The sequence below is a fragment of the Candidatus Soleaferrea massiliensis AP7 genome (assembly GCF_000820765.1).
In the GTDB taxonomy this organism is placed as follows: Bacteria; Bacillota; Clostridia; order Oscillospirales; family Ruminococcaceae; genus Soleaferrea; species Soleaferrea massiliensis.
Map to the genome: position 1 here is coordinate 94,354 of NZ_CCYH01000029.1, position 15,415 is coordinate 109,768.

The following is a 15,415-nucleotide window of genomic DNA, read 5'->3' on the forward strand; positions in this document are numbered from 1 at the left end:
CATGAGCAGCCACATCCAGTCGCTGGATCAGGGGCAGGAGCTGCTTACGGCCTTTGAGCAGTTATACCTGCTGGCTGAGGACGGCTCCTGTATCTCCTTGACAGGAGAAAAAATCGTACTGTCCGAATCGGAAGAAACCAAGAAACTTAAAATTTCGGATGAGGTTCGGACGGATTTCTGTACGGTACAGACCAAAGGTGATTTTTGGGTTTTTATGTCCCCGCTTTCCAATGTAACCATAGATAATAAAGAGTACTTTGGCGTTATCATGCTGGTGGACTCAAACACCTACGCAGAGATTGCAGCCACTGCCCTGTATGAGAATCAGGGCGCTTCCTATGTGGTGAATCAGCTGGGCGTGATCGAGCTGCGGCCAACTGATTCAACCGCCAACGACTATTTTGGCGGATATAACCTGCTCCATACCTTGCGGGAAAAGAAGGTGGACGAGCAACAGATCCTTGCGCTGCAGCAGGGACTGGAACAGCAGCATAAAGTGGAATTTATAACAAAAACAGATGGAGAAACCTGGCGTATTCAAAGCTTTCCGGAAAGTGAGGGCAACAGCATTGTATTGGCAATCCCTGTTTCCATTACAGCCCGAAAAACCTTTGAAGGAATGCAAAATGTTGTCGTTATGATCGTCCTTACCCTCTCAACCGTGGTGGCCATGGCTGTAGTTTGGATCTACTACTATGTGAAAAAAGGACAGCAAGTCAAGCTGGAGCAAGCAAAAGCCACCTTGAAGAGCGACTTCATGAACAAGGTCTCCCACGATATCCGCACACCGCTGACCGCCGTGATCGGGCTGAACGATCTGATGCTGCACAATGCGGGCGAACCGGATATCGTGGCCGACTGCGCGCAAAAAGCGAAAAAGTCCGGTGAATATCTCATCTCCATTATCAATGACGTATTGGATATGAGCCGCATCGAAAGCGGAAAGCTGCGAATTTCCCATGCGGTTTTTGATATGAAGGAGCTGCTGGAGACCGTTATTCAGCTGGAAACCTATCCCTCAGGCGAGAAGGCGCTGAACTTTCGTCTGGACTGTCCGGACAACTTCCACAGAGGATTCTTGGGAGACGCCGTCCGCATCAAGCAATGTCTCGTCAACTTGATTTCCAACGCCATCAAGTTTACCCCCGAGCAGGGGGACGTAACCCTTACTTACCGGGAAAACCCGGAAAGCGGCAGGTACACCAGGGCCTGCTTTACCGTCGAGGACACGGGGATCGGCATGAGCGAAGCGTTTATGCAGCAGATGTTCCATCCCTTTGAGCAGGAACAGTCCTCTCTCACCGCCGCCCATGTGGGCAGCGGTTTGGGGCTTGCGATTGTACACAGTCTTGTGACCCTGATGAACGGTACCATCCATGCGGAGAGCAAATTGAATCGAGGGAGCAGATTTGTCATAGAGCTTCCTCTGGAGCGAACCGAACTGAGTGAATCGGACCCGGAAGACGGGCGTACCGATGAACTGCCCGCATATCTGCTTGGCAAGAGGATCCTGTTGGCGGAAGATAACGAAATCAACCGCGAGATTGTCGCAGATCTTTTGGCCGGACTCGGCTTTGTGGTTGACGGGGCAGCCAACGGCACGGAGGCTGTGGAGCGCTTCAAAACCTCTTCCATGGGATATTATTCCATTATTTTGATGGACATCCAAATGCCGGTGATGAATGGTCTCGAGGCCGCCGCAGCCATTCGCGGCTCGGCTCACATGGACGCCCCAAGCATCCCCATCATCGCCTTATCCGCAAACGCTTTTGAGGAGGATGTGGAAAAATCTCTTGCCCACGGAATGCAGGCCCATATCAGCAAGCCGGTAGATATAGAGATTATCAAAAAAACATTCATTAAATATATACATTGAGGAGGAGGTCCATGTGAAGAAACAGAAACTGTTGATCTTATTTTTGGCAGGCGCCATGCTGTTGGGAATGGCCGGCTGCGCCGATGCGCCGCACAAAATCCAGACGTCGGCGTTGTTCTGCGCGGACAATGAGATTTTGACCTATGAGCCGGTGAATTTTGATAAAACGGTTATCACCATTGGTACATACGCGCCCTGCAGCGCGAAGCCGGTGGAGCTTGCCATCGAAACGGAATTTCCTGACGTCGACATCGTTGTTCTGGATCAGGCCAGCATTCCCGACATCCAGAAGCATGTGAAAAATCCCCAGATACAGGGGGATTTGGAGGATATTATTTTTACAGGCGCTATAAAAGATGTAGAAATAAACAGCAATATTTTTTACGATCTGTCAGCGGAGGATTTCACCTCCCGGTACAATCGATCCACACTGAACGACTTGAGCTCCGATGGGAAGCTCTACCAGCTTCCTATTAACAGCTCGGTCCAGGGAATCTTTTACAATAAAGATCTATTTGAGGCTCATGGATGGGAAATTCCGGAAACGATCGATGCATTTTACGCCCTGTGCGATGAAATTTCCGCCGAAGGCATCCGCCCCTTCGTGCCCTGCTTTAAGTATTCCATGGATGGGGTCGGACTGGGGTTCAGCAACCGCACCGTCTTTTCCTCCGAGGAAAAACGGGAGCAGTATGACCTGTTTTGTAACGGTCAAGCCTCCTGTAAGGGCGTGCTGGAGCCGTATTTTGCGGCACACAAAAAACTCTATGACCGCGGGATCGTTGTGGAGGAGGACTTCTCTTCCAGCTTGACGAAAAACCGCCATGCCCTTTACGCAGGCGAGATCGCCATGCTGCCGGAACAATTAACCATGTTTTCCCTGTATGAGGACGAACAGCCGGCGTGTGAAATCGGCTTTTTCGGCTACCCAACCGACACCCCCGGGGAACGCTGGATGCAGATGTCTCCTGGGCGCAGTATGGCGCTGTCAAAAGCGTCCATGGAGGACGCCGATAAAAAACAGATACTGCTGGATATCTTTGCGTTTCTCAGCACTGACAAAGGTCAGGAGGCTTTGCTGGAGGTCTTTTCGGGGCTGAGCAGCGTAAAATCCGTTCAGGCAAATTTGAATGAAGCGTATTGGGATATACAAAATTGTATTGAGAATGGGCAAATCTTTTTCGCAGACAGAATTGGGAATGATCTTCATAACCAAACAATGAAAGAATATTTAGCAGACAATCTGACAATGGAACAGGTCATTGCCGAAACGGACGCCATGTATGAAAAAATCTCAGCTGCTCAGAAGCCGGAGGAGTCCATCGGAACGGCTGCGGAGGAATTTACGATTCTGGAAACCAGCAGCTTTATCGCCGACGCCATGCGTTCCGCCACCGGGGCGGAGATCGCTCTCATTCCCCACTGCACTTATTACAAAGGGAATTTTGCAAAATTCTATGAAGGCGGGGTGACCATGCTGTACCGCTTCTACCTGCGTGGCTTGGACACCGAAGACTACCTGACCACCTATGAGATCACCGGTGCAGATTTAAAGGCTCTCATGGAGCATCCTATTATCAACGGTGAGGAGATCAACGCCATGTACGCGTTTTCCGGCCTTGCCATGGAATATGCTCCCTGGCGGGACAAGAATGAAAATGTCATCAAGCTGTCCTTGGCCGATGGCAGTGAGATCGAAGACGGCAAGGTTTATACCGTGGCCGCCTGGGAGACCTCCATTGACGAATCGTACATTGTTTCCACCGTGAACGTCCATAGTGAGGCCGGCAGTAATATTGATCTGGTTTCTGCTGCCGTTAGACAGGCAGGGACCATCTCTCCGGCAAAGGATCATCGGCTTACACTGCGATGGGATTAAAGTCAAGAGCAGGCACAGGTCAATATCTCACAGAAACAACATGTTTTTGCGAGACAACTATTTGAGTAGGAGTCTATATGAAACATTCTATAAATCAGTCAAAAAAACATAGTATGAAAGTTTTTACTGTGGTGGTATTGCTTGCTATTCTGCTTTCAAGTGCCGTTTCGGTTTCCGCCGCGGAAGAACAGCCTATCCGGCTTCGTATCCCATTTCCGGAAGCGGAAGGCTTTACTATGACCGACGAAAACGGGAAACGCTACGGTCTGGTGGTAGATTATCTGTATGAAATCGCAAAATACACCGGTTGGTCCTACGAATTCATTGATACCGACGCCAACGACATGACGGGGGAGTTTATTGCCGGTAAATATGACCTTATGGGCGGCACATACTATTCAGAGACTTTTGAAAAATACTTTGCCTACCCGGATTACAGCTGCGGCAATACCAAAGCGGTACTGCTGGCCCGCCAGGATAATGAAGACATTAAAGGTTATGATTTAAGGGATTTGAATGGAAAAACCATAGGCGTTGTGGCACGGGCAACCGATAATGTGCGCCGGCTGGAGGAGTACCTCTCTGTCAATGGCCTGGACTACACACTCAAACCATATACCTCCGAAGAAGTAGCCGCCAATCAAATCAACCTGGATTTGGAAACCGGGAAAATCGACCTGAAACTTGGAAATGCGACGGATGATACAGGTGAGTTTCGTGCGGTAGCGTACTTCGATGCACAGCCTCATTATCTGGTTGCGCAGCCGGACAACAAGGAACTGCTTGACCAGCTGAATTGGGCAATGGAGCGTATTCTGTTATCGGATCCCCACTTTTCGGAAGAAGTATATAATCGATATTTTGATGATACAGGTGTGGAAAACCTGCTGCTCACCGAGGAAGAAAAAGCCTATATTGAACAGAAGGGCACAGTGACTGTGGCGGTCCCCGATTATTTTCATCCGCTTTATTGTATTGGTTACGAAGATGGTGACCATGTTGGCCTGGTTCCGGAACTGCTGAAAAAAATAACCGTGCGATATGGGATTGAGTTTTCCTACATATTGACAGACTCCTATGCCCATGCTCAACAACTCGTTCTCGAAGGCAAAGCCGATATGGCCGGCATTTTTTTTGATGATGCCGCGGATGCCATGCGGGAGGAATTGGCGCAAACCAAGCCCTATGCCGCATTAAATGACTTAATTGTACGCAACCGAGCTGTGACCTATCCGGAGGACGGATTAACCTGCGGCCTTTTAGAAGGCCGTCAACTGCCCTCGTATGTAAAAGCAAGCGAAGTAACGTATTTTAAGACCATTGAAGAAGTTTTGTCTGCGGTGAATACCGGTAAGGTGGATTTTGCCTGCGGGCTTTCTGCACGGGTGGAACAGATGATGCAGGACAACATTTATACCAACGTGGTTCCCGTTACCTTATCAGCAAACCGCATGAGCATCAGCTTTGCTATGCCCATGCCCGCAAATCCTGAGCTGCTGTCCATCATTAACAAAGGTATTAACAGCTTATCCGATGATGACAGGAATTCTCTTTTAGATCATAATCTGGTCTCTATCGGAGACGTTAAGATATCACTGAAAAATTTTATGGAGACCAATCCCATTTTATCAATCGTCGTTATATCAACTTTTTTACTGCTCGTCACAATGGTGATTATTATAATATCCAATATGCGTGTAAAGAATGCCAATATGCAAAAAAACATTGCAAAAGCAGAGGCGGATAACAAAGCAAAAAGTGCATTTCTTTCCCGAATGAGCCACGAAATCCGTACGCCGATGAACGCCATCGTTGGGACGACCGCCCTCATCGCAATGAAAGATGATGTCCCCGAAAGCATAAAAGGAAATTTGGCAAAGCTGAACGCAACTTCACAGTATTTATTGGGGCTGATCAATGATATTTTAGATATGAGCCGAATTGATAACGGTATGCTTTCAATTGCAGATGAAGACTTCTCCTTACAGCAACTGCTTGATGAACTTTGCAGCATGATGCAAACGCAGGCACAGGCGCGGGAAATAGCGCTTTGCTGTGAAACAAATTTCAAGCATTCTGATTTAAAAGGTGATGCGATCCGATTAAAGCAAGTTTTGATGAACCTGGTTTCAAATGCCATAAAATTTACTCCGCCGGGAGGAACCGTACATCTGACTGTGGAAGAAACCACAGCCTCTGACCAGCAAGCCGCCTATTTGTTTAAGGTCTCCGATACCGGCATCGGCATCAAAGCCGAGGATTTAGATCGCATTTTTGAATCCTTCGAACAGGCTGGAGCCAATCAAATGCGCAGCCAAGGGACTGGGCTGGGCTTACCGATCAGCCGGAACATTGTACAACTCATGGGCGGCACTTTGAAGGTGAAAAGCAAGATAAATGTGGGCAGCGAATTTTTCTTTTCCATTCCTCTTTCCTTTGGGAAACCCATAGAATTCAAAACACCGCATGCGCCTTCTGTCCATTTTGAAAATGTACGGATTCTGCTGGCCGAAGATAACCCAATAAATGCAGAAATCGCTATGGAAATTTTGGCCTTAAAAGGAATGCAGATAGAGCTTGCCGAGGATGGAGTAAAGGCAGTCAATTGCTTTGAGCAAAGTACCACCGGCTATTATGATCTTATTTTAATGGATATGAGGATGCCTAACATGGGAGGTTTAGAAGCAACAAAGGCTATTCGAGCTTCAGCCCATTCCGATGCAGTAAAAATCCCCATTATCGCCCTAACCGCCAACTGTTTCCAGGAAGATCGAGATATGGCAAGAGATGCGGGTATGGATGATTTCCTTACAAAGCCATTGGAGATTGACCTGCTCTATGCTGTACTTCAGAAGTGGCTATCAAATAAAAACGAAAAATCCAAGTAAGTATTACATATCCCGAAAGATATATAAAGATAAATAAGTTGGATATCAAAAAGTTTTCAGAATCTGGTGGCTAATCATGAGAATAAGAGATTGATCGTTTAAGTTATGATCGTTGTATAAGCATTCGTTACTGTTTTTTCAGTGCTCATTGTCAAAAATCCCCGATTATACTTGACATAGTTTTCATATAATAACTTAATAGATTTTTGATTATCTCTTTATAACTTCTCAAATGCTGGGAAAGCCCGTAACTCCGTGCTTTCCCGGCTTTCTTTATATTGGAAGGACCTCACATATCCTCATAACCGCTCACGTCTTTGCTATCAGAAAAAAGAGGAAACCGCACCGAACTGTGCTGTCATAACATAACGGTACAGTTCGGTGCGGCTGTCCCTGTTCTATATCAAAATTTATTCCCGCCGTATTTGCCACGCAGCCCCGGCGATGCGCCGAAATCGGCGCAGGGGATATTGCAGGCCGCCCCTGGCAGGGCTGTCATAACTCCACAGCGCCGTATCTAACGTGCGCCGCAGAGTTCCCCCCAAGTCATTAGGAGACCGTGAGGAAGTTTCATTATCCCCCGCACTGTCGTCGCGCCCGATGTGCCTCACCGGGTCTAAGGCTTGCGTAGATCGCTCAGACAGCTCGTCCTTCACCTCCTTGGGACTGTCGTCATGGCGCCGCGCCTTATACCGCTATCACGCGGGTTTTGTGCCTGCAACACCGTATATTCAGTTGTCATGGTTCAGGGAAGCATGTCCTTCACCCTTCACGTTTTTGCAGGTGGTTTCGCACCCTGTTTTACCTTATTTTTAGAAGTTTTTTCTGGCCTTGATGCTCTATCAAGTAATAAGGTGGAATGTTACATTTGATACTATTTACGCCATTCTGTACAAGACGAGGAGTGGCATGGAAAGGGACAAGCAATACAGGAAAGTAAGAATATTCAGCAAAGCGCCACAGCTCTTAGTTATAGAGCTGTGGCGCTTTTTTCATCCACAAAATGATTTCCAAAGTCTACCGATCCATCAAAAACCAGAAAACGGCTTTTAAGCAACAGAGTTTCCGGTTTGTTTCGGTGCCGATCCCCTCTGCATCCGCTTCGATTGTGTGAACCAAAAATTGAAGCGGAGGAAAGGAAAATGTTTGATAAGAGAAGTGATTATGCGCAAAACAAGCGCGAGAAAGACTCCATAGTCTGCATAAGTGTAACCGGCCCGGTTCTATTGACCCGTGCTGCGTTTGCCAGTGAGGACGAGTTCATAAAATGGAAAGACTGGTCCGATAGTGATTACCATGCCGTTGAAAAGATGGGGCGAGACGGGCCACAATAGAATAGGCCCGTGTTTTTAGGGGATTCAGCTCACAGAAGCGGCGCAAAAGTATAGACACGGGCTAGACATTCCTCGGTTTCAAAGGGCTTTGAGATAGTCGTCAGCCCTATTTGAATGTCTCCAGCTTATCGGCCAGTGCCGTCGATGTAGAAAGAATCAGGATAGGCATGGGCCTTAAACCCCGCAGGGTCTTTAATAGTTCCATTCCGTCTGCTTCAGGAAAACAGGCATTGAGAATAACCAGATCGTATTCCTTACCCGCCAGCACCGTCAGCCCTTCCCGGATGTTTAAGGTATAATAGGCATCTGTTTTTCACTATCTACATTGTACTTGATGTACTTGCAGGTTTGTAAATCATGGTCAATAATTAAAACTCTGTTTTCCGCAATACTTACCCCTTTCCCGGAAAAGGCTCGATCAGCATAATCGAAAGGTCTTACCTCCACCGCTATATTTCGCAGATTATTGCTTGACTAAATAAAATGAAATGTTCACAAAGTGCCTTTTTCACTAAGTTTGTTTTTGGCCTTCAATAGTGGCCGGACGAACGTAAAATCGCAGACATCACCATTGTCGTTGATATAGAACACGGTTAGAATTTCACATGGACCACATTTTTCAGCAGCCGAGTCCAGTCGCTCTCCATAAAAACTAACGCTTGTTTCTCCTTCCTTATAGGCTTTTAATAACGCTTCCCTAGACATTGTCTTCATAGCCTCTTCTTGACAATCTGGATGTAGTAATTTTTTTACAGCTTCAAGAAAATCATCATAGTTATCATTCTTAAGAGCAATTGATGCTATATATTCACCTGCTTCCATGAGGGAATATCGATTGCAACTTAGGTTAACGGAGAATATCAGTGGATAATATGTAGCAATTGCACCAACCATTTTGCTCAACTCACCTATATTCGTTGTTGCACCATCCATTGGTAATGTCGAGTGACCTTGATACAGGTAATTTTCTTTCTCCATTTCAGGAGAGTAGAAGGCATAATCATTTTTTCCATGGCGCTTTACATGATATAATGCGGTATCCGCCTTTTTGTAAAGAGTAGAGAAGTCGTCTACACCGGTTTTACCAAGTACTGCCCCGATACTACAATGCATGGATTGTTCATCTTTTTCTCCAATGACAATAGAAGACAGCTTACGCAGTAAAGACGATAGAGAATTTTTCAGGCCTTCTTCGCCTGAAGCATTTGGTAGAAAGATGAGGAATTCATCGCCTCCAATTCTGCCTATTATATCCGAATGCCTAAAATGTCCGAGTAAGATATCCCCAATCGCACGCAGTGCCCTGTCACCTTCGTTATGACCCAGCGTGTCATTGATTGTTTTTAAATCATCCAGATCAAGAACTAAAAGAACGCAGTAATTCCCTCCTCGCAGCAATTTTTCCTGAACACGAGCCTCTACGGTAGAACGATTATAGAGCCTGGTCAGACCATCACGTTGGGCGCGAATAATAAGATCGTCTTCTTTGAGTTTATCTATTGTTACGTCATCCATATAAATCGTGGCGGTAACTGGCTTTCCATCTCCGCCCAATGCTAAGAAATAGCGAGCCTTTAACCAAACTGTATTATTTCCGGATGCCCGTCTCTCGAAGATCCATTCTCCTTCACATGGATTTCCAGCGAGAATGTTTCTGTAAAAATCGAGGTATGTTTCCGTACTATCTTGCGAAATATATGAGTGTGCTATTACACTGTCAGGCACATTCTCGACAACTGCTGGCAGGCCCAGCAGTTGTCGCATCTTCTCTGGCAGATAAGCGGTTTTGCTTGAAATATTATATGTGTAGATAAGACGATCCGTGTTCTCGACTACAAGTCGGTAGCTCTCCTGACTGACGCGCAACTCATCAATGAGATTATGACGTTCGGTGTTATCAAGGTATGTTGTAATATATCCGACGTTCCCTTTGCTATCCACAAAACGCGCTCCGTTTGCAGAGAGCCAAATGAGTTCACCATCTTTTTTCACAATACGATATTCAAACGAATAGTGGTCGGGACGATTATCATACACTTCACGCATTTTTTTTGTTATCATATCGACATCTTCAGAATAGACCGCACCACTGATTCCGCATTGTATAAAAGATAAAATTTCCTCATGATTATAACCGAGTTTCCTGGGTAAATTACCTATCATAATCGGAGGAAGCCCCCCAGTTTGATAACGCAAGATAATCATCTCTGGGCTGAACCGATCAATCAGCTCACAGAAATAAAGGCTCTGCGTTAGTTCATCAGATGTAGCTTTTAAAGCGGATTTGAGCGCTGCTTCATTTTTTTTCTGATTATCAATAATACGGAACAATGTGATTTCCAGGACATCATCGTCGTAGGGGTTGTTCACACGCAATACAATGGTTTCAACCCAATGCAATACTCCATCGTCTCCTACCTGCCGATGTTCCAGCCTTACCGTATTCTTTCCCTGCCCAAAGGCATCAAGTAAATTCTGGCGAGAAAAAGTAGTGCGAAATGCTTTTTTATCTTCCTCTTGTATAGTTTTAATAATATCCTCAACAAACTGGTCATAAACACCATGTTCGGCCATCTTTTTTACAAAGAAGGTATCACTTTCAAGTATATGATAGTTGTTTTGCGTCAGATTTACAGCAATCGACAAGGGATATTCAATGCTGATAGCCTTATATATCCCAGCAAATCCAAACGCTTTATTTTTATCAAGTATGCGTTCGTCCGTAACTTCTTTACAGGTCACAATAGCGGAAACAGGTTTATTGTCTTGACCAAATACACTATTGAACTCCATGCGGAACCAACAATATTCACTATCTTTTCCTTTTGTACGACACTCGGCAGTACCCACCCTGTCACCACACTCGATCCGGTTAAAGAAATCTAACCATTTATCCACGCTCTCTGAAGCCACAATGCCAGCGCTTACAAAATAATTTGGTGCGTCCGGGAGTGAAGTGGGAATTCCGAACATCGTGGCAGTTTCCTCCGACAATTCCATGCAATGGTCGGCTATAAGATACCGATAAATCATTCTATCGCTAAATTTTACGGCGGTTTGGTATTCTTCCTCTCGTATCCGCAAAGCATCCTGTGCACGGTGTTGTTCAGTTACATCAAAAATCTGTGCATAGGCGCGCATCACACAGTCTTCGCCGCGTACTGACCTAAGAGTATCCATAGCATATCGGACACTTCCGTTTTGATGCAGAAAACGGTATTCGATGGTCATAGTCTGTGGCTGTTCTCTCAGATGATTTAAGGCTGATCTTACATATTCCCGATCTTCTGATAAAACTATTGCAAGGGGGTCAGCTTTCGTGAGATCGCGAAAATCCTCGTAGCTGTACCCGTTCATTCGGAGTGTCCCCTCGCTGATAAACTCCAGATACATAGGTGCATCAAGCCGCCAACGACATACGCCACCGGGAGCATTTTCCATAACTTGATTAAGCTCAGTTTCTGACGCCAATCGAAGTTCTTCCGCTGATTTTCTGAAGGTTATATCGGTATAGATGCCGTAAAAGTATAGATTATCACCGTCTAATACGACGGGGTTTGCAATTAAATTGACCCAGCGGATCCCGCCAGCTTTGGATAAAACACGCATATCAAAATTGAAGCGCTGCCGGGACCTTGTAGCCGCAGCAACAGCTATTCTCAATTTAGCAAAGTCATCGGGATGGACGCGTGACATAGCATCATTCATATCAAGGGATGGACGGTCATCCTCGGTGTATCCGAGGATGCGATAGGCTCCTTCGCTGAGGTAGGTGCGGTGGACTTTGCCGTTCATATACCGAAACACAGCCAGACCACTGGGTATGGAATTGATAATAGTTTGTATCTCCGTTTTATCACGCGCTAAGCTGGCCTCCAACCGCTTTTGTTCCGTGATGTCAATCATCACCGTAGTCACTACCACACCGTCGCCTTCACGTTTTAGAATCACAGCATTCATCTGCACCCAACGATAGGATGCATCCTTACAGATATGACGAAATGTAATGGAGCCTGTGTCTGACCGTGACGTACCGTTAAGGACACTATCTGTCACCTCCAGAATTTTTGCTGTATCTTCTGGATGAATCGCATTTTTTATGCCACCTTTATACAAGTTTGGGTATTCGTCTAACGTATATCCAAACATCGTGGCAGCAACCTCGTTAAAGTACAACAACTCTGTTCCATTCGGGAATATCCTAATATCTTGCACTGCTCCAGGGATACTGTTGACAAGAACAGTGAGCTGCTCTGTCAGTTCACTGTTGTGTATCTCCAGCTTTTTGCGCTTCGTTACATTTTCAATGTAATGATAAAAAATGTAGCTTCCAGCCTTTTCTGCGAGGCAGCGCACCCTGCAATAGGTCCATATAGGTTCCCCTCCTTCTACCAGGGGGTAGGAATAAATGGTACAATCGGCTTCATCATCTGTCCGGATTGCTGTCTCCAGCATTTCGATGAAGACAGAACGCTGGTCTGGTGGAAAGCGGTCTTGGATATGATATTGCCAGGTTCGAAATGATTGCCGGGTAGCCCCCAGCTCTTTTAAAAATTTATCATTGATACGCAATGCCGCAATATTGCCTTTTTCATATTCCAAAATTACAGCACCACCCATAAACGTATTAAACAGTAAGGTGGCTTGAGCAGAGGTATTAAGAAAATCGATAGAACCGTCAATACCTGGATGAAAGCGGCATTTGCCTTTATGGGTATCGTCATACTTTTCAATGAGCAGTTTCTCAAATTCCTCCACGGGGAGAGGTTTGGAAAAATAGTGGCCTTGCATAAAGAAGCAGCTTATGCTTTTCAGATATTCTGCATGTTGATATGTTTCAACCCCCTCCGCAATGACAGGGAGTTTAATGGAATGCGCCATGCGTACAATGGCACTAAGAATGTTACCGCCACGGTCGCTATCTATATCCTCAGCGATGAATTTCATATCAAGCTTGAGAATGTCCACCGGCACATCTTTCAGCATATTCAATGAGGAATACCCACTACCAAAATCATCCATCTCAATATGAAATCCGCATTTTTGTAGCTCCGCTACGATTCGAATAAGTTGTTTCGGATTTTCCATGTATGCAGATTCAGTAATTTCCAAATGTAACATATCTGGTGTAAGACGGTACTTTGACACTAAATCTTTAAATATATCAACAAGGTCAGGTAGATAAAAATCACGCCGTGAAACATTGACAGAGATGGAGGGAAGGGGTATTCCTTTATCGTGCCACTGTCGAATCTGTATGCAGACCCGTTCCCACATATATCGATCCATCTCACAGATAAATCCATTACGTTCAAATACAGGAATGAATTTCCCCGGTAAAAGTATACCCTTTTGTGGATGCAGCCAGCGTATTAAAGCCTCCGCACCAATGATGCCGCCAGTATCATAATTATACTGAGGTTGATAGTAGACGATAAACTCTCCATTAGAGAGCGCCTGTTTCATCGTAGAATCAATCTCTTGCTCCTCCACAATCTCCATGCGCATGGATTCGTCATACCATGCGTAATTTTTTCTATAGTTACCCTTAATGGAATTAAGGGCCATAAGAGCGCGATCACACATAACGCCTACATTAATAAGAGGACTCTCAACGCGATAGAGGCCAAGGCGGATTGAAAAGTTATAGTCAGGGTAGACTTGGCAAAGCTGCTCAAGCGTGTGTTCATAAAGTTTTTGTGCCTCGAGCTGGCTGGACGCCCAAAGAGAAACAAAGTGGTCGGCATCCCAATGTCCATAGGTTAATCCACCGTGCAGACCGTTTCCTTTTTTGCTTTCCATATATTTTTCTCCGATGTCCAGAAGTAACTGGTCACCGGCTGCAACACCAAAAGTATCATTAAACACTTTGAAATTATCAATGTCCCATCGGGCAATCACGTATTCCCCGTCCGCATGTTCTTTCAAATATTTCTGTGTTTTACTACAAAATGACTCCTTGTTCCAAATGCCAGTTTTCGGATCAATTTGCGAAATACGTGTCAACTCGGTACGCCACTTTGCTTCTTCCAACCGGCTGCTTTCTCTGATGGAGGAAAGAATATTTTCCACACGATATTGAACGGTTTCCGGTTTATAGGGCTTTGTGATTACATCTATCGCACCCATTTGGAGCGCCTTATGCTGGCCCCGCATGTCGTCACAATTTGCTACAACCACCACAGGTATGCGGCGCATCGCCTGGCTTTTGCGTATCTTTTTTATGATGTTATAATCGTCTATGTCAGGGGTATTCATATCGAGAATTACTATATCAACTTGAACTCCGCCACGTAACTGCTTCATTGTCTCTGCACAACTTTTTGTCTCAAGAACATGATACTTCTTATCAAAAATTCCTTTTAGAAGAAGGCGTGAATCCGTGTTGCCATCAACGATAAGCATTATCAAAGTATTAGTCACTTTCATAAATTTACCTCCTATTCTTTTCAATCCAGCATTCTAATGGCATGCATACCAAAAACAAAACGTTCTGTGTCCTTTACCGAGACACAGCTACGCAAAAAAATGAGCGATCGTCTCACCGCCGTGTGTCCCTATATGAGACACACAGTGTTATAAGAATGGCCGCCCGCAGACGGCCATTCTTATTATGTCTTAATAGCAGCAAGGACTGCTTCCACATAACAGTTAATTATTTGTTTTGCCGATATGCAATTCTCAACGTCACTATACATTTCCGGAGCGACGGCAAGTCGTGATAACATACCAGAGAATGACGTAGATATCCATGCATGAGTTAACTTCAAATCAAGATCACTGCGAAAACTACCATTCTCAATACCTTCTTCCAAAAGACCCTGGATATAACCATACCTGCGTTCTTTGTATCCATGACGCTGAAATTCAAGTGTGGGACCGAGCAATTCGTGAGGAGGTGTTTCCCCTTGCCGTTTCCAAAAAGCCTCCAGTTCCTGCATTACAATAATTGATGGCATTCCTGGTTGAAAAAGGTAGACATGCATCCTTAATGCAAATTCCAACTGCTGCAAAGTGCTCAGTCCATCCACGCTGTATGATCTAAACAGCTTTTCATATTGCTCATTAAAGGTACTCATATATTGATAAGTGGCAGCACGTAAAAGATTCATTAATGTACCAAAGTAGCGTTGTAACGAACGGGTACTCAGATTTGCCTTCTCCGCAATTAACTCCCGGGTACAGTTTGAAATACCATCCGTCTCAAAGCAAGAGATAGTAGCCTCAATGGCAGCTTTTTTATTTCGATCTCGATCTTCTGCCGTAGGCAATAGGTATTCACCCCTTTTCTGAACTAGTATATTAAGGCCTGTTTTAAAAAATTAGTCATTGTTTATTATACCTCCAAGTTCGACACAAAACAAGTGATTTTATATAGTTTCCGAATCATTATTTAGCTAATAAAATGAGCCTGTAATATAATGATTGGATTTATGTT

7 protein-coding genes are annotated in these 15,415 nt (G+C 45.1%); 4 read left to right on the top strand and 3 right to left on the bottom strand.

From position 1 onward, the window contains the following. Positions 1-97 precede the first annotated feature (97 nt). The 4 genes from BN348_RS07010 (at position 98) to BN348_RS07030 (ending at position 7,977) form a co-directional block, all read left to right on the top strand. Positions 98-1,876 (top strand): ATP-binding response regulator, encoded by a 1,779-nt coding sequence (locus BN348_RS07010; RefSeq protein WP_242844319.1) that lies wholly within the window; start codon positions 98-100, stop codon positions 1,874-1,876. A 13-nt stretch (positions 1,877-1,889) separates the two neighbouring features. Continuing rightward, on the top strand, positions 1,890-3,755 hold the full coding sequence (locus tag BN348_RS07015) for an extracellular solute-binding protein (protein ID WP_040197129.1): 1,866 nt from the start codon (positions 1,890-1,892) through the stop codon (positions 3,753-3,755). 77 nt (positions 3,756-3,832) lie between these two features. Beyond that, the gene (locus BN348_RS07020; RefSeq protein WP_040197130.1) at positions 3,833-6,643 is read left to right on the top strand and encodes an ATP-binding protein; all 2,811 of its coding nucleotides are present in this window, start codon (positions 3,833-3,835) and stop codon (positions 6,641-6,643) included. Between the two features lie 1,142 nt (positions 6,644-7,785). After that, positions 7,786-7,977, top strand: coding sequence for a hypothetical protein (locus BN348_RS07030; protein WP_040197132.1), 192 nt, complete (start codon positions 7,786-7,788; stop codon positions 7,975-7,977). A 106-nt stretch (positions 7,978-8,083) separates the two neighbouring features. On the opposite strand, the gene BN348_RS13575 is transcribed toward BN348_RS07030, so the two are convergent. The 3 genes from BN348_RS13575 to BN348_RS07040 form a co-directional block, all read right to left on the bottom strand. Continuing rightward, entirely contained in the window at positions 8,084-8,263 is a 180-nt protein-coding gene (locus BN348_RS13575; RefSeq protein ID WP_082020843.1) for a response regulator, read from the bottom strand. A gap of 206 nt (positions 8,264-8,469) precedes the next feature. Further along, entirely contained in the window at positions 8,470-14,406 is a 5,937-nt protein-coding gene (locus tag BN348_RS13160) for an EAL domain-containing protein (RefSeq protein ID WP_052446792.1), read from the bottom strand. A gap of 182 nt (positions 14,407-14,588) precedes the next feature. Then, positions 14,589-15,248 (bottom strand): TetR/AcrR family transcriptional regulator, encoded by a 660-nt coding sequence (locus tag BN348_RS07040; protein WP_040197133.1) that lies wholly within the window; start codon positions 15,246-15,248, stop codon positions 14,589-14,591. Between the last annotated feature and the right edge of the window lie 167 nt (positions 15,249-15,415).

Bases quoted from the DNA above. Each gene is read 5' to 3' on its own strand.
- BN348_RS07020 (WP_040197130.1), top strand. From the start codon at position 3,833: ATGAAACATTCTATAAATCAGTCAAAAAAACATAGTATGAAAGTTTTT.
- BN348_RS07030 (WP_040197132.1), top strand. From the start codon at position 7,786: ATGTTTGATAAGAGAAGTGATTATGCGCAAAACAAGCGCGAGAAAGAC.
- BN348_RS13160 (WP_052446792.1), bottom strand. From the start codon at position 14,406: ATGAAAGTGACTAATACTTTGATAATGCTTATCGTTGATGGCAACACG.